This is a genomic window from Streptomyces cylindrosporus (assembly GCF_022698165.1).
GTDB lineage: Bacteria > Actinomycetota > Actinomycetes > Streptomycetales > Streptomycetaceae > Streptomyces > Streptomyces cylindrosporus.
The window spans coordinates 81,262-96,901 of record NZ_JALDAY010000019.1 but is presented as its reverse complement, the minus strand read 5'-3'; the positions used below and the strand labels follow the sequence as shown (position 1 = coordinate 96,901).

General features: G+C 73.6%; 14 protein-coding genes. 9 read left to right on the top strand and 5 right to left on the bottom strand.

What is annotated here, in order from left to right:
- The first annotated feature begins 17 nt into the window (after positions 1-17).
- From MQP27_RS45930 to MQP27_RS45910, 5 genes are read left to right on the top strand one after another with little or no spacing between them, the layout of a single operon-like run.
- The gene (locus MQP27_RS45930) at positions 18-764 is read left to right on the top strand and encodes a FadR/GntR family transcriptional regulator (protein WP_242777058.1); all 747 of its coding nucleotides are present in this window, start codon (positions 18-20) and stop codon (positions 762-764) included.
- Complete coding sequence (dgoD, locus tag MQP27_RS45925) at positions 761-1,906, top strand: galactonate dehydratase (protein WP_242777056.1); 1,146 nt, start codon at positions 761-763, stop codon at positions 1,904-1,906. The genes MQP27_RS45930 and dgoD overlap by 4 nt, the downstream gene beginning before the upstream one ends.
- 11 nt (positions 1,907-1,917) lie before the next feature.
- On the top strand, positions 1,918-2,685 hold the full coding sequence (locus MQP27_RS45920) for a hypothetical protein (RefSeq protein ID WP_372511456.1): 768 nt from the start codon (positions 1,918-1,920) through the stop codon (positions 2,683-2,685).
- A 28-nt stretch (positions 2,686-2,713) separates the two neighbouring features.
- On the top strand, positions 2,714-3,343 hold the full coding sequence (locus MQP27_RS45915; protein WP_242777054.1) for a bifunctional 4-hydroxy-2-oxoglutarate aldolase/2-dehydro-3-deoxy-phosphogluconate aldolase: 630 nt from the start codon (positions 2,714-2,716) through the stop codon (positions 3,341-3,343).
- Positions 3,340-4,302, top strand: a complete 963-nt coding sequence (locus tag MQP27_RS45910) for a sugar kinase (protein WP_308290090.1) — start codon at positions 3,340-3,342, stop codon at positions 4,300-4,302. The genes MQP27_RS45915 and MQP27_RS45910 overlap by 4 nt, the downstream gene beginning before the upstream one ends.
- Positions 4,303-4,305: 3 nt before the next feature.
- Here MQP27_RS45910 and MQP27_RS45905 read toward each other — a convergent pair whose 3' ends face one another.
- On the bottom strand, positions 4,306-5,571 hold the full coding sequence (locus MQP27_RS45905; RefSeq protein WP_242777052.1) for a YhgE/Pip domain-containing protein: 1,266 nt from the start codon (positions 5,569-5,571) through the stop codon (positions 4,306-4,308).
- 336 nt (positions 5,572-5,907) lie between these two features.
- On the opposite strand from MQP27_RS45905, the gene MQP27_RS45900 reads away from it, so the two are divergent.
- From MQP27_RS45900 to MQP27_RS45890, 3 genes are all read left to right on the top strand, one after another.
- Positions 5,908-8,007, top strand: a complete 2,100-nt coding sequence (locus MQP27_RS45900) for a xanthine dehydrogenase family protein molybdopterin-binding subunit (RefSeq protein WP_242777290.1) — start codon at positions 5,908-5,910, stop codon at positions 8,005-8,007.
- A 21-nt stretch (positions 8,008-8,028) separates the two neighbouring features.
- Entirely contained in the window at positions 8,029-8,490 is a 462-nt protein-coding gene (locus MQP27_RS45895) for a (2Fe-2S)-binding protein (protein ID WP_242777051.1), read from the top strand.
- Positions 8,491-8,569: 79 nt separating this feature from the next.
- Positions 8,570-11,944 (top strand): pyruvate carboxylase, encoded by a 3,375-nt coding sequence (locus MQP27_RS45890; protein WP_242777049.1) that lies wholly within the window; start codon positions 8,570-8,572, stop codon positions 11,942-11,944.
- A gap of 67 nt (positions 11,945-12,011) precedes the next feature.
- Here the strand turns inward: MQP27_RS45890 and MQP27_RS45885 are convergent, their stop codons facing one another.
- The gene (locus MQP27_RS45885) at positions 12,012-12,593 is read right to left on the bottom strand and encodes a rhodanese-like domain-containing protein (protein ID WP_242777047.1); all 582 of its coding nucleotides are present in this window, start codon (positions 12,591-12,593) and stop codon (positions 12,012-12,014) included.
- 72 nt (positions 12,594-12,665) lie between these two features.
- On the opposite strand from MQP27_RS45885, the gene MQP27_RS45880 reads away from it, so the two are divergent.
- Positions 12,666-12,944: a metal-sensitive transcriptional regulator gene (locus MQP27_RS45880; RefSeq protein ID WP_242777045.1), complete on the top strand. Its 279-nt coding sequence runs from the start codon at positions 12,666-12,668 to the stop codon at positions 12,942-12,944.
- 18 nt (positions 12,945-12,962) lie between these two features.
- Here MQP27_RS45880 and MQP27_RS45875 read toward each other — a convergent pair whose 3' ends face one another.
- The 3 genes from MQP27_RS45875 to MQP27_RS45865 all read right to left on the bottom strand — a co-directional run bounded on the left by MQP27_RS45875 (position 12,963) and on the right by MQP27_RS45865 (position 15,527).
- On the bottom strand, positions 12,963-13,706 hold the full coding sequence (locus tag MQP27_RS45875) for a sulfite exporter TauE/SafE family protein (RefSeq protein WP_242777043.1): 744 nt from the start codon (positions 13,704-13,706) through the stop codon (positions 12,963-12,965).
- A complete protein-coding gene (locus tag MQP27_RS45870) occupies positions 13,703-14,080 on the bottom strand; it encodes a rhodanese-like domain-containing protein (protein WP_242777041.1) in 378 nt (125 codons plus the stop codon). The genes MQP27_RS45875 and MQP27_RS45870 overlap by 4 nt, the downstream gene beginning before the upstream one ends.
- A 70-nt stretch (positions 14,081-14,150) precedes the next feature.
- The gene (locus MQP27_RS45865) at positions 14,151-15,527 is read right to left on the bottom strand and encodes an MBL fold metallo-hydrolase (RefSeq protein WP_242777039.1); all 1,377 of its coding nucleotides are present in this window, start codon (positions 15,525-15,527) and stop codon (positions 14,151-14,153) included.
- Positions 15,528-15,640 lie beyond the last annotated feature (113 nt).

Sequence of the window (15,640 nt, the reverse complement as noted above, 5' to 3'; positions counted from 1 at the left end):
CAGAAAGGCTGTACGACATGAGCCCCTACGCCCGCCGCGGCGTGCACGGTCAGACCGTGGAGGCCCTCGCGCGCCGCATCCTGGGCGGTGACATCCCGGAAGGGGCGACCCTCGACCTGGTCGCGCTCCAGAGCGAGCTGGACGTGAGCCTGACCGCCCTGCGCGAGTCCCTGAAGGTGCTCGCCGCCAAGGGGATGGTCGACGCCCGGCAGAAGCGCGGCACGTTCGTGCGGGCCCGCGCCGACTGGAACCTGCTCGACGCCGACGTGCTGCGCTGGCAGTTCGAGGGCGGCCGTACGACGGACGCCGACCGGGCGCTGCTGCACAACCTCGCCGAGGTGCGCGCCATCATCGAACCGGCCGCCGTCCGCCTCGCCGCCGAACGCCGCACCGACGACGACCTGGCCGCCCTCGAAGGCGCCCTGGTGGCCATGGGCGAGGAGGACGCGGGCCCCGCCCACGCCGTGGAGGCCGACCTCGCCTTCCACCGCGCCCTGCTCGCCGCCACCCACAACGAACTCCTCGAACGCATGGAGATGGTGATCGAGTCCGGGCTCGCCCACCGCGACCGCATCGTCCACTCCTCCCCGCACAGCGAGGACCCGGTCCCGGCCCACCGCGCCGTCCTGGACGCCGTCCGCGACCGGGATCCGCTCGCCGCCGAGGCCGCCATGCGGGCCCTGCTCGACCAGGCCGGCCGCGACCTGGACCGGATGGACCGGATCCGCACCACCGACGACACGGAAGGCGCCCGCGCCCAGTGAAGATCACCCGTATCGAAACCTTCCTGGTCCCGCCGCGCTGGCTGTTCTGCCGCGTCGAGACCGACGACGGCGTGGTCGGCTGGGGCGAACCCGTCGTCGAGGGCCGCGCCGAGGTCGTCCGGGCCGCCGTCGACGTCCTCGCCGAGTACCTCGTCGGCCAGGACCCGCTGCGCATCCAGGACCACTGGCAGGTCCTCACCAAGGGCGGCTTCTACCGCGGCGGCCCGGTCCTCTCCAGCGCCGTCGCGGGCCTCGACCAGGCCCTGTGGGACATCGCCGGCAAGACGTACGGCGCCCCCGTGCACGCCCTGCTCGGCGGGCCCGTGCGCGACCGCGTCCGGGTCTACGCCTGGGTCGGCGGCGACGAACCCGCCCAGCTCGGCGAGCAGATCGCCGAGCAGGTCGAGGCCGGCTTCACCGCCGTGAAGATGAACGCGGCGGGAGCCACCTCGCCGGTCGCCACCGCCGCCGAGACCGCCGCGGTCCTCGCCCGTGTCGCCGCGGCCCGCGAGATCCTCGGCCCGGACCGCGACGTCGCCGTCGACTTCCACGGCCGCCTCACCGCGGCCGCCGCCCGCCGGGTCCTGGCCGAACTCGCCCCGCTGCACCCGCTGTTCGTGGAGGAACCGGTCGTCCCCGAGCAGGGCCACCTGCTGCCGGGCCTGGTCACCTCGACCTCCGTCCCCCTCGCCACCGGCGAACGCCTCTACTCACGCGCCGAGTTCCTCCCCGTCCTCGCCGCGGGCATCGCCGTCGCCCAGCCCGACCTCTCCCACGCCGGCGGCATCTCCGAGGTCCACCGCATCGCCTCGCTCGCCGAGACCTACGGCGCCCAGCTCGCCCCGCACTGCCCGCTCGGCCCGATCGCCCTCGCCGCCAGCCTCCAGATCGCCTTCGCCACCCCGAACTTCCTCATCCAGGAACAGAGCCGGGGCATCCACTACAACAAGGACGCCGACCTGCTCTCCTACGTCGTCGACCCCGAGCCCTTCCGCTTCGTGGACGGCCACGCGCCGCGCGGCGAGGCTCCCGGCCTCGGCGTCGAGGTGGACGAGGCGGCCGTCCGCGCGGCGGACCGCACCGGGCACGCGTGGCGCAACCCGGTGTGGCGGCACGCCGACGGGTCCTTCGCGGAGTGGTGACGGTGGGCTCGGTGGAGATCGTCACCGACCCTGCCCACGGCGGGCGTTGGACCTCGCTGCGGACCGGCGGGCGCGAGTGGCTGTGGCGGCGGGACGGGGTCGGGCGGGAGAGCGTGTCGCCGGGGGACGCCTTCGTCGACGCGGGCGGCCTTGAGGAGTGCGTGCCGACGGTCCGCGGCACGCCCGACCACGGGGACGCGTGGTCCCGGCCCTGGGTGCGGGAGGGCGACGGGCGGGAGAGCGTCCGGTGCGAGCGCTTCTCGCTGACCCGCACCATTCGCTACGGCGCCGAGGTCGACTACGTCCTGACGGCCGACCCGGGTTTCCGCTTCGTCTGGGCCGCGCATGCCCTGCTCGACCTCTCGCAGCGGGCGACCGTCCATCTGCCCGAGGGGGCGGCCACCCGCCTGTACCCGGACAACGGCCCCTGGGTGGAGGGGAGTTGGCCCGCACCCCGCGGGTCACGCCTCGACCGCTTCGGACCGGACGACGGCACCGCGGTCGGAGCCGTCGTCGACGCGGACCGCTGCTGTGTGCACGACGGCTCCCACCGGCTGGCGTTCGCCCTGCAAGCAGACGGACAGCCGCTGTCGATCGCGCTGTGGCGCAACCTCGGCGGCTTCCCCGACACACATCCCTACCGCAGTACGGGCGTCGAGCCCATGCTCGGCCGCGTCTTCGGCCTCGCCGAGGCGGGCCCCGGCGACGCGGCCCGCGTACCGCGGTCCGGCGAGGTCCGCTGGCGGCTCATCGTCACCCAGGACTGCAACTGCCCCTGAAACACCCGGAAGTGGAGCCCCTGTTCTCATGGATCTGCGAGCGGCCCTGACCGCCCACCGTCTCGTCGCCATCGTCCGCGGCGACGACCCCGAAGCCGCGCTGAGCACCGTGCTGACCCTGGCGGCGGAGGGCGTCGAGCTGATCGAGGTCTCGCTCACCGGCAAGGACGCGCTCACCGTCATCGAACGCGCCCGGCAGGCCCTCGGCCCCGAACGGCCCCTCGGCGCCGGCACGGTCCTCACCGCGCAGGACGCGCGGGCGGCGCACCGGGCCGGGGCGGACTTCGCGGTGACGCCCGCCCTCGGCGAAGGCGTGGGCGCGGCACGGGAGTTGGGGATGCCGGTGCTGGCCGGGGTGATGACCCCCACGGAGATCGTCGCCGCTCGGTCCCTGGGGGCCGACGCGCTGAAGATCTTCCCGGCGGCGCAGGCGGGAGGGCCCGGCTATCTCAAGGCGCTGCGCGGTCCCTTCCCGAGAGAGCCGTTCGTGCCGGTGGGAGGCGTGGACGAGGCCGCGGCCCGTGCGTACCTGGCGGCAGGGGCCGTCGCGGTCGGTGTGGGCTCGCCGCTGATCGGCGACGCGGCGGACGGTGGGAGCGTCGCCGCGCTGCGCGAGCGCGCTCGGGCGTTTCTCGCCGTCGTCCGGGAGACGGCGTGAACGACGACTGGCGTCCCGCCGACGGCCCCGTCGTCTGCATCGGGGAGACCATGGCCGCCCTGGCCCCCACCCCGCCCGGCCCCCTCGAAACCGCCACCGACCTGCGCCTCGCCGTGGCCGGCGCCGAGTCGAACGTGGCCATGTACCTCGCCGACCTCGGCCGCCCCGTCTCCTGGCTCTCGGCCCTCGGCGACGACGCCCTCGGCCGACACGTGCTCGCGGCCGTGGCGGCGGCCGGCGTCGACGTCGGCGGCGTACGGACCGATCCCGTACGGCCCACCGGGCTGCTGGTGAAGGACCCGGGCCGCGAGCGCACCCGGGTGCACTACTACCGCTCCGGTTCCGCCGCCTCGGCGCTGGGCCCCGAGCTGCTGGACGACAAGCGGGTGCGGTCGGCCGCGCTCGTGCACCTCAGCGGGATCACCCCGGCGCTCTCCCCGACCTGCCGGGAACTGGTGGAGCGGGCGCTCGCCACGCCGGCGGACGAGCGGCCGTACGCCATCGCCTTCGACGTCAACCACCGTCCCGCGCTGTGGCCGGACGGCACGGCCGCCACCGTGCTGCGCGACCTGGCCGACCGGGCCGACCTCGTTCTCGTCGGGCTCGACGAGGCGCAGGGGCTCTGGGGTGCCGGGCTCCAACCCGCCGATGTGCGGCGGCTGTTGGCGGGTCCGCGGGTGCTGGTCGTCAAGGACGGCGGGCGGGCCGCGCACGCCTTCGTCGGCCGGAGTGTCCGCACCGTGCCCGCCCTGCCCGTCGAGGTCGTGGAGCCCGTCGGGGCGGGCGACGCCTTCGCCGCCGGGTTCCTGGCCGGGCTGCTGCGCGGCGAGAGCATGCCGCGCGCCCTGCGGCTCGGACATGTCACCGCCGCCTCGGCGCTCCGGGTGACGGGCGATCACGGCCCGCTGCCGGACCCCGCAGAGATCGAGCGGCTGCTGGGGCCGGACGGCAGGGCGTGACGCTCAGGCGGGCTGCGGGGTCAGGCGCTTGTGGCCCTTGCGGTCGTAGTAGCGCGTCATCGCGAAGCCGAAGAGGAGGCCCAGGGCCGCGCCGATCGCGATCATCAGCCAGGAGCGGTACAGGCCCGCGTCGCCGCGTGCGTCGAAGTAGAGGATGGCGCGCACGCCGTCGCTGAGCTGGCGCATGGGCTCGAAGTGGGAGAGGAAGCGGTAGAAGCCGGGGACCGCCTGGAGGGGGACCGTGGCGCCGGAGGACGGCAGGCCCAGGACGATGAACACGAACATGGAGACCAGCTGGCCGATCCCGCCGAAGGCCGCGTTGATGGCCTGCACGCCCAGACCGACGGCGAGGGCCGCGCAGTAGGAGTAGATCCACAGCAGCGGGATGTGAGTGGCGTCCATGCCCAGGAAGGTGATGGTGGCCAGCATGATCAGGGAGACGCTGACGAGCGTGATGCCCGCGGTCATGGCCATCTTCAGCAGCAGGGTCTGGGTGCGGGTGATCGGCACGGTGGGCCGGCGGGTGTGCCAGGGGCCGATCTCGTTGTCGGCGTAACCGAGTGCGGTGTCGACGCCGTTGCTGATGACGTTCCCGCCCATGAAGCCGGCCAGCACGAGCAGCAGTGTGTAGTAGAAGGCGCTCAGGCCGAGGCCGCTGTGGCTGCCGAGCGGGTGGCCCACCTGGGTGACGACGTTCACCGGATCGGCGAGCAGCAGCTTGGTGGTGGAGTTGGCCTTTGCTCCCGCGGCGGCGGTCAGCTGCTTGCCGATGGTCTGCGAGGCCTGGTGCGCCGCTGCCGTGGTGATCTGGCCGGCGAGGGAGGAACCGAGGCTGCCCTTGCCGGGGTTGGTGAGCACGGTCATCGTCGGCCGGGCGGTGGCGTCGGCCGTGGTGAGCGCGGTGAGGGACGCGGTGAAGTCGGGCGGGATGACCAAGGCGCCGTAGACCTTGCCGGAGTCGAGCTGGTCCTGGGCCTCGGCCCGGGTGAGGGTGCGCCACCGGGCCTTGTCGTTCGACTTGTCCGAGGTGATGGCCGCGGCGATCTGCGTGCCCGCGTTCTGCTGCTGCCCCGCGGGCGGCTTGCCGGTGTCGGCGTTGACCAGGGCGATGGGCAGATGGTGCAGGGCGCCCTGCGGGTTGACGATGCCGCCCATGTAGAGCAGGGCCAGCAACAGGGCGAGGAGTCCGGTCAGGACGGTGGGCATCAGCCACAGCTTGGGGCGGCCCAACAGGGTGACGGCACGGGCCTCGGGGCTGGCGTCGGCCATGGTTCTCCGTAGGTTGGGGGGGACGGGAGTTCTACCGCACGGCTCCACTGCGCACCCAGAGCCTACGGACGACAAGGGGCAGATGAGTGCAACCCGTCCGGGACCGGCCTGAACCGGTCCGGGTTCCGTCGGTCCTCAGGGAACCCACAGGACGCGCACGCACTCATATCGGTTGACGCACTGGGCGACCCACCCGAGGAGTGTTTGTTGGACGGCAACGAGTCAGTCGGCATCGACACCACCGGCGGCGCGGGACCGGCCGCGGAAACCGGAGCGCCGGGGTCCGGGGTGTCGGGATCCGGAGCCCTGGGGTCCGGGGTGTCGCGGCGCCGTTTCATGGTCTACTCCCTGGCCGCCGCCACCCTCACGGTCGCCGCGCCGCTCGGCTGCGACAGCGACACGGCCGAGGGCACCGAGCCCGCCCGTGCCGCCGCCGACGTACTGGTGACCGGCACCGACGACGAGATGCTCGTCCTGGAGGTCACCGAGGCCAACCGGATCGTCGTCCGGCTGCCGCGGGTCGAACTGGGCCAGGGCATCACGACCGCCGTCGCCATGATGATCGCCGAGGAACTGGACGCCCGCCTCGCCGACGTCGACATCCCCCTCGCGGACGCCCGTACCAAGGGCAACCAGTCCACCGGCGGCTCCAACTCGGTCAGCTCCCTGTACGGCCCGGCCCGGCAGCTCGCCGCCACCGCCCGGGCCCGGCTGGTGACCGCGGCCGCCCGGCGCTGGCACGTGCCCGCATGGAGCCTACGCACCAGCGAGACGACGGTGATCGCGCCCGACGGCCGCACGGCCACCTACGGCTCGCTCACCAGGAGCGCCGCCGGGATCCGCCGTACCTCCGTGTCCGCCAAGCCGAAACCGGCCGCCAGGCACAAGGTGATCGGCAGGCCGACCGGGCGGATCGACGCCCGCGACATCGTCACCGGAAAGGCCCGGTACGCCGGGGACCTCGACGTGGCCGGCGCCGGGCCGACCGTGGTGGCACGGCCGCCGACGCTCGGCGGGAAGCTCGTCTCGGTCGACGACCGGGCGGCCCGCGCGATGGACGGGGTGCGCGCCGTCGTGAAGGTGCCCGGCGGGGTCGCCGTGGTCGCCGACACCTTCCACCACGCCTTCCAGGCCCGGGACGCGCTGAAGGTCAAGTGGGCGCCAGGGCCGCTGGCCGCCCTCTCCGACGCCGCCATCCGCTCCCGGCTGCGGGCCGCGGTCCCGCGCCCGGGCCCCGCTCCGCACGGATCGAAGCAGGTGGAGGGCGAGTTCGAGTTCGCCTTCGTCAGCCATGCCCCGATGGAGGTGCTCACCGCGGTCGCGGACGTGCGTGCCGACCGGGCCGAGCTCTGGTTCTCCTCGCAGACCCCGATGGACGCCCGGGACGGCATCGCCTCGGCGGTGGGACTGCGGGCGTCCCAGGTCAAGGTCCATGTGATGCGCGGCGGCGGCTCGTTCGGGCGCCGGCTCAACTTCGACGCGGCGATCGAGGCGGCCCTCATCTCCAAGGCGGCGAAACAGCCGGTCAAGCTGATGTGGAGCCGCAACGACGACATGCGGCACGGCAGGATGCGCCCCGCCAGCCATCACCGCATCCGCGCCAGTCACGCGGACGGCCGCGTGGTTGCCTTCACGCATGCGACGGCCTCGGTGAACGAGTCGTACGGGAAGCAGGGCGCCGCGAACCAGGCGGTCTATGTACGACCGGCCCGCGCGGCCTCCGCCCGGCCCCTCGCCGCGCCGCTGCCGAGCGACTCAGGCCTCTACAACTTCGGCCGGCTGTCCGGCGATTCGGGCGGCGTCGACCTGGCGATGCCGCTCGGCGCCTGGCGGTCGGTGGACTCCGGGACCGTGCGGACCGCCGAGGAGATCATGGTCGACGAGATCGCCGGGGCCCTGGGCGTCGATCCGGTCGCCTTCCGCCGTACGACCCTGCGGAGCAAGGCGGTCAGGGCCGTGCTCGACAAGGTCGCCGCGGCCGGGAGCTGGGGCGCGCCGCTGCCCGCGGGACACGGGCAGGGTGTCGCCGTGCACGAGGAGTACGGGTCCTGCGTGGCCTGTCTGGTCGAGATCGACGGGTCCGATCCGAAGAAGCCGCGGGTGACCAAGGTGGTGATGGCGGCCGACGTCGGCACGGTCGTCAACCCGCGCGGCCTGGAGGCCCAGCTGATGGGCGCGGCGACCGACGGGATCTCCACGGTGCTGACGGCCGGGCTGCACATCGACCGGGGTGCCGTGCGCGAGGGCAGCTACAAGGACTTCCAGTGGGCCCGGCAGCGCAACGCACCGCTGCACTTCGAGGCGCACATCATGCCGTCCAAGGGTGACCCCGGCGGGGCCGGCGAACTCGGTGTCCCCGCCGCGTCCGGAGCGGTCGCCAACGCCTACGCCCGCGCCACCGGCCTCAAGCCGCGCCGCTTCCCGCTGAACTTCTGACCGACCTCCCAGAAGGACTCCATGCCCAGCTACTCCTTCACCCTCAACGGCAAGAGCGTCACCGTCGAGGCCCCGGCCGACATGCCGCTGCTGTGGGTGCTGCGCGATCTGCTGCACGTCACCGGCCCCAAGTACGGCTGCGGGGTCGGCGTCTGCCGTGCCTGCACCAGCCATCTCGACGGGGCGGAGATCCAGCCCTGCGTCGTGAAGGTCAAGGACTGCGCGGACCGCGAGGTCACCACCATCGAGGGGCTCGCCGACGGCGACGGACTGCACCCCGTCCAGCAGGCCTGGATCGACTGCGACGTCTCCCAGTGCGGCTTCTGCCAGCCGGGGCAGATCATGGCCGCCGCTGCCCTGCTCAAGAAGACCCCGCACCCCACCGACGACGACATCGACGCCATCGAGAACGTCTGCCGCTGCGGCACGTACGCCCGGATCAGGGAGGCGATCAACAGAGCGGCCAAGGAAATCACCCCTTGAGTGGCCCGGCTCACATGGCCAGACCGGCACGTCACCGACACCATGGTGGACGTCCGTCGGCAGGCTGAAGGGAGCGGCGATGTTCCGCAAGGTGCTGGTCGCCAACCGTGGTGAGATCGCGATCAGGGCGTTTCGCGCCGGCTATGAGCTGGGCGCGAGGACAGTCGCCGTCTTCCCGCACGAGGACCGCAACTCGCTGCACCGGCTCAAAGCGGACGAGGCGTACGAGATCGGCCAGCCCGGCCATCCGGTGCGGGCCTACCTCTCCGTCGAGGAGATCGTCCGTGCCGCCCGCCAGGCCGGCGCCGACGCCGTCTACCCGGGCTACGGCTTCCTGTCGGAGAACCCCGAGCTGGCCAAGGCCTGCGAGGAAGCCGGCATCACCTTCGTCGGGCCGAGCGCCCACACCCTGGAGCTGACCGGCAACAAGGCCCGCGCCGTGGCCGCCGCCCGCGCGGCCGGCGTGCCGGTGCTGGGCTCCTCCGCGCCCTCCAACGACGTCGACGAACTCGTCGCCGCCGCCGAGGAGATCGGCTTCCCGGTGTTCGTGAAGGCGGTCGCGGGCGGCGGCGGGCGCGGTATGCGCCGCGTCGAGGACCGGGCGCAGCTCCGCGAGTCGATCGAGGCCGCGTCCCGCGAGGCGGCCTCCGCGTTCGGCGACCCGACCGTTTTCCTGGAGAAGGCCGTCGTCGACCCGCGCCACATCGAGGTGCAGATCCTCGCCGACGGCGACGGCAACGTCATCCACCTCTTCGAGCGCGACTGTTCCCTCCAGCGCCGCCACCAGAAGGTCATCGAGCTGGCCCCCGCGCCCAATCTCGCCCCGGAGCTGCGGGACCGCATCTGCGCCGACGCCGTCCGCTTCGCCCGCGAGATCGGCTACCGCAACGCCGGCACCGTCGAGTTCCTCCTCGACCGGGACGGCAACCACGTCTTCATCGAGATGAACCCGCGCATCCAGGTCGAGCACACCGTCACCGAGGAAGTAACCGACGTCGACCTCGTCCAGGCCCAGCTGCGCATCGCCTCCGGCGAGACCCTCGCCGACCTCGGGCTCTCGCAGGAGACGGTGCAGCTGCACGGCGCGGCCCTCCAGTGCCGTATCACCACCGAGGACCCCGCCAACGGCTTCCGCCCCGACACCGGCCGCATCAGCGCCTATCGCTCGCCCGGCGGCTCCGGCATCCGGCTCGACGGCGGAACCACCCACGCCGGTACGGAGATCAGCGCGCACTTCGACTCGATGCTGGTCAAACTCACCTGCCGGGGCCGGGACTTCGCGACCGCGGTCAAGCGGGCCCGGCGTGCCGTCGCCGAGTTCCGGATCCGCGGTGTGGCCACCAACATCCCCTTCCTGCAAGCGGTGTTGGACGACCCGGACTTCCAGGCGGGCCGTGTCACCACCTCGTTCATCGAGGAGCGCCCGCACCTGCTGACGGCCCGCTCCTCGGCCGACCGCGGCACCAAGCTGCTCACCTACCTCGCCGACGTGACGGTGAACAAGCCGCACGGCGAGCGCCCGCACCTGATCGAGTCGACCACCAAGCTGCCCCCGCTGCCGGCCGGCGAGCCGCCCGCCGGTTCCCGCCAGCGGCTCGTCGAGCTCGGCCCCGAGGGCTTCGCCCGCGCGCTGCGCGAGTCGCCCACCCTCGGCATCACGGACACCACCTTCCGCGACGCCCACCAGTCCCTGCTCGCCACCCGGGTCCGTACGAAGGACCTCCTCGCGGTCGCGCCCGTCGTCGCCCGCACCCTGCCCGAGCTGCTCTCCCTGGAGTGCTGGGGCGGCGCGACGTACGACGTGGCGCTCCGCTTCCTCGCCGAGGACCCCTGGGAGCGGCTGGCCGCCCTGCGCGAGGCCGTCCCCAACATCTGTCTCCAGATGCTGCTGCGCGGCCGCAACACCGTCGGCTACACCCCGTACCCGACCGAGGTGACCGACGCCTTCGTGCAGGAGGCCGCCGCCACCGGCATCGACATCTTCCGCATCTTCGACGCCCTCAACGACGTCGGCCAGATGCGCCCCGCCATCGACGCCGTACGCGAGACGGGCACCGCGATCGCCGAGGTCGCCCTCTGCTACACCTCGGACCTGTCCGACCCGAACGAGCGCCTGTACACCCTCGACTACTACCTGCGGCTGGCCGAGCAGATCGTCGAGGCGGGCGCGCACGTCCTGGCCGTCAAGGACATGGCGGGCCTGCTGCGGGCGCCCGCCGCCGCCAAGCTCGTGTCCGCGCTGCGCCGCGAGTTCGACCTGCCGGTGCACCTGCACACGCACGACACGGCGGGCGGCCAGCTCGCCACCTACCTCGCCGCGATCCAGGCGGGCGCGGACGCGGTGGACGGCGCGGTGGCCTCCATGGCCGGTACGACGTCCCAGCCGTCCCTGTCCGCCATCGTCGCGGCGACCGACCACTCGGAGCGGCCGACCGGCCTCGACCTTCAGGCGGTCGGCGACCTGGAGCCGTACTGGGAGAGCGTCCGCCGCATCTACGCCCCCTTCGAGGCGGGCCTCGCCTCCCCGACCGGGCGCGTCTACCACCACGAGATCCCCGGCGGCCAGCTCTCCAACCTGCGCAGCCAGGCCGTCGCGCTCGGCCTCGGCGACCGCTTCGAGGAGATCGAGGACCTGTACGCCGCCGCCGACCGGATGCTGGGCCGGCTGGTCAAGGTCACCCCGTCCTCCAAGGTGGTCGGCGACCTCGCCCTGCACCTGGTGGGCGCGGGCGTGGCACCGGAGGACTTCGAGGCGGCCCCGAACCGGTACGACATCCCCGACTCCGTCATCGGCTTCCTCCGCGGCGAGCTGGGCACCCCGCCCGGCGGCTGGCCGGAGCCCTTCCGCAGCAAGGCACTGGAGGGCCGCGCCGAACCCCGCCCCGTGCAGGAGCTGACCCCGGAGGACCGCGCGGGCCTGGCGAAGGAGCCCCGCGCGACCCTCAACCGCCTGCTGTTCCCCGGCCCGACACGCGAGTTCGAGACGCACCGCCAGGCCTACGGCGACACCAGCGTCCTCGACAGCAAGGACTTCTTCTACGGGCTGCGCCCGGGGAAGGAGTACGCGATCGACCTGGAGCCCGGCGTCCGGCTGCTGATCGGCCTGGAGGCCGTCGGCGAGGCCGACGAGCGCGGTATGCGCACGGTGATGTCCACCCTGAACGGCCAGCTCCGGCCGATCCAGGTCCGCGACACGGCCGCCGCCTCGGACATCCCGGCGACGGAGAAGGCCGACCGGTCCAACCCGGGCCATGTCGCGGCGCCGTTCGCCGGAGTGGTGACGCTCGCGGTCGCCGAGGGCGACGAGGTGGACACCGGGGCGACCGTGGCGACCATCGAGGCGATGAAGATGGAGGCCGCGATCACCGCGCCCAAGGCGGGCCGCGTCGGCCGGCTGGCCATCAACCGCATCCAGCAGGTGGAGGGCGGCGACCTGCTCGTCGAGATCGGCTGAGCGGTCGTAGCAGGTCATGGGGAACGGGGCAGCGAGGAGTACGGGGGTTGACGGACCGGCTCGGCGGTCAGGCCGTCAGTCGCAGTAGCGTCTCCTCGAACGGAATCGCGTCCTCGGGCGGCCGGTTGTACGGCAGCCTGGCCAACAGGGCGGCCATGCCACAGGTGTTGGTGACGCCGGAGAAGACCAGGCCCGCGCCGACCAGCCCCGACAGCCAGTGGGCCGGCGCCCAGGCCAGGCCCGCCACGAAGCCGGCGACGACCAACGCCCCGGCGGCGAGCCGGACTTGGCGGTCCATGGGCCAGGGGGTACGCCCGCCGGTGGACCGCTCGACCGGGTGCCCGGCCGCCGTCCAGGCGCCGGTGCCGCCCTCCAGGGTCGTCGCCGCTGTGCCGAGCGCCGCGAGCTGGTCGCAGCCCTTGGCGGAGCGTGCCCCGGAGGCGCAGACGATCAGCAGACTGCCGCGCGCGGCGACCGCCGCGAGGGCGTCCGCGGCCTCGGCGAGACGGTCCAGCGGGATGTTGTGGGCGCCGGGGAGATGGCCGCCGGCGTACTCGCCGGGAGTGCGCACGTCGACCACGGTGAACTCGTCGTACCGGGCGGCGGCCTGCCCGGGGGAGAGGGAGGCGGGGGAGAGGGGGGTGGGCACGGAAGAGAACCTTTCTCTGGGGTGTTCCCCGAGCGGGTAGGATACCCGTGGGGGTATATACGAGGAGGAAGCGTGCAACTCGACATGTCGGCCGAGGAGCTCAAGTCGGCGCTCAACCGGCTGCGGCGGGCCCAGGGCCAGCTCGCGGGTGTCATCCGGATGATCGAGGAGGGCCGTGACTGCGAGGACGTGATCACTCAGCTCGCGGCAGTGTCCCGGGCCCTGGACCGGGCCGGGTTCTCGATCATCGCGACCGGCCTGGAGCAGTGCATGACCAGCGAGGACCCGGAGGTGCGGGACTCCGCGCAGATGCGGGCCCGCCTGGAGAAGCTCTTCCTGTCGCTGGCCTGAGCACCGAGGGCGCCCGGTTCACAGCGCTACCGACACGGCCATCGCCAGCGCGACGGCCAGCAGCACGCAGCCGAACACGCGCTGCAACACGGCCGCCGAGACCTTCGCGGCCAGCCGCCGTCCGTCCCACGCCCCCAGGACGGCGGTGGCGAGGAACGGCATGACCGGCGCCCAGTCCAGCTGTACGGCGGTGTGGGCGCGGGCCGCGAGCGCGACGAGCGCGTTGGCCACGATGACCAGCAGGCTCGTGCCCACCGCCGCGCCCATCGGCACGGCCAGCACCGTCACCAGCGCCGGTACGGCGAGAAAGCCACCGCCGACCCCGAGGAACCCGGTGACCGCGCCCAGCCCGGCGCCCGCACCGACGGCCCGGACCCCCGACACCCGCCCGCCGCGGTACGGCGCACGGCGGCGCAGCATGTTCCCGGCGGCCGTCACCGCGAGCGCCGCGAAGGCCAGGGTCAGCACCGTCCCGGGGATGTGCGCGGAGAGCGCACCGGCCACGGCCGCCGGTACCAGCCCGGCCGCCGCGAACAGCAGCCCGGCCCGCCAGCGCACCGCACCCGTCCGGGCATGCGCCACCAGTGCGGTGAGCGAAGTGACGATCACTATGACCAGGCTCGCGGTGGTGGCCTCGGCCGCGCTGAAGCCCAGCAGGTACACGAGCGCCGGGACGGTCAGGATGCTGCCACCGGCCCCGAGGGCCCCCAGCGCCACCCCGACCAGGGCGCCCGCGAGGAGGGCCAGGACGAACACGGTCATATGACGGCCCCGTCGGCCCCGTCCGCGTCCTGGACGGGAAGTCCTTCGGCAACCCAGCCCCGCATCCCGCCGACCACGTCCACGGCGGCGATCCCCCGCGTCGCCGGCAACTCGGCCGCCTGCCGCGAGCGGTTGCCGGAACGGCAGATGAGGACGAGACGGGGAGCGGCCGGACCATGATCCCGGGGGAGGCCGGGGACGGCCGCCGTACTGTCCGCCAGCCGGGACAGCGGCACGTGCAGTGCGCCGGGCGCGTGACCCGCCCGGAACTCGTCCGCCTCTCGGACGTCGATCAGTACGGCCGTGCCGTCCCGGAGCAGGCGGTGGGCCCGGGTCACGGTGATGCGGTCGGGGCCGCGTCGGGAGAAGTGCATGGGGGGTCTTCCTCGGGTCCGCGCCGGCCGCCCTGACCGTCGTAGGGTCCGAACCGGCGCTGTGGCGCGGTCAGTGGGCGTGGGCGGGGGAGACGAGGGCGAGGCCGGCCTCGGCCGCGGCGGCGTAGCCGTCGTCGACGGCGACCACCTCGCGCCCGGCGGCATCGAGCACCGACGCGGCGATGGCCGCCCGCATCCCGCCCGCGCAGTGCACCCACACCGGGCCCGGCGGCACCTCGTCCAGCCGCCGGTGGATCTGGTGCACCGGAATGTGCACACTGCCCTCGATACAGCCGTCCGCACGCTCACTGTCCCGGCGCACATCGACCACGACCGGGCCCTGCCCCCGGCGCCGGGCCTCGGCCAGATCGGCGAAGACGGCACGCCGCAGAGCCACGGGACGAGCGTCACCGGCGACCCACTCCTCCGGCGACCCCACGGCCGCCGCGGCCGGCCGGTCGATGCCCACCCGCGCCAACTCCCGCTGAGCCCGCGCGACTTGCCCGGCGCTCTCCGCGAGCAGCGTCACCGGCCTGCCCCACGGGATCATCCAGGCGAGGTAGGTCGCGAGCTGCCCGTCGAGCTCGAAGTTGAACGCACCGGCCAGATGCCCGTCCGCGAAGGCCACCCGGCCGCGCAGGTCCACCACCCACTCACCGGCCGCGAGCCGCCGCGCGAGTTCGCCGGCGTCCGCGCGCCGCGGCGGGGTCAGGTCCACCGGCGCCGGACCGGCCGAGTTGGCCGGCCCCATGTGCGCGTAGTAGGCGGGCACGTCGTCGAGCCCGGCCAGCAGCTCCTTGACGAACGTGTCGACGTCCTGCAACAGCACCGGGTTCGAGGTCTTCTCGTCGCCCATCGTGCTCTGCGCGCCGCCCGCCCGGGCCGAGGAGCAGAAGCTGCCGAAGCCGTGCGTCGGCAGCACGGTCACCTCGTCGTCCAGCTCCGCCGCGAGCCGGTGCGCGGAGGCGTGCTGGGCGCGGGCCAGCCGCTCGGTCAGCCGCGGCTCGACGAGGTCGGGCCGCCCCACGCCGCCGATCAGCAGGGAACCACCCGTGAACGCGGCCACCGCCCGCCCCGCCTCCTCCAGCACGTACGAGGTGTGGTGCGGGGTGTGCCCTGGCGTTGCCACCGCCCGCAGCGCCAGTTCTTCCTCGACCGGCTCCACGTCCCCGTCGGCCACCGCGACCCGCGCGTACGCCACCTCGGCGCCGGCCGGCACCAGGTAGCGCGCCCCGGTCAGCCGGGCCAGCTCCAGGCCGCCGGTGACGTAGTCGTTGTGCACATGCGTCTCGGCGACGGCCACGATCCGCACCCCGCGCCGGGCCGCCGCGGCGAGCACCCGGTCGACGTCCCGCGGCGGATCCACCACCACGGCACTCCGGTCACCGCCCGCCAGGTAGCTGCGATTGCCCAGCCCCTGGGTCTCCAGCACCTCGACAAAGAACACGGCTGATCTCCTTCGGAAAATTACCCCCGGGGGTGTCTGCTCCTTCACGGTAACAGATACCCAGGGGGGTATTTTCGGGAGTGTGATTCAACCGTTCAGGGCTCAGGGAGGCC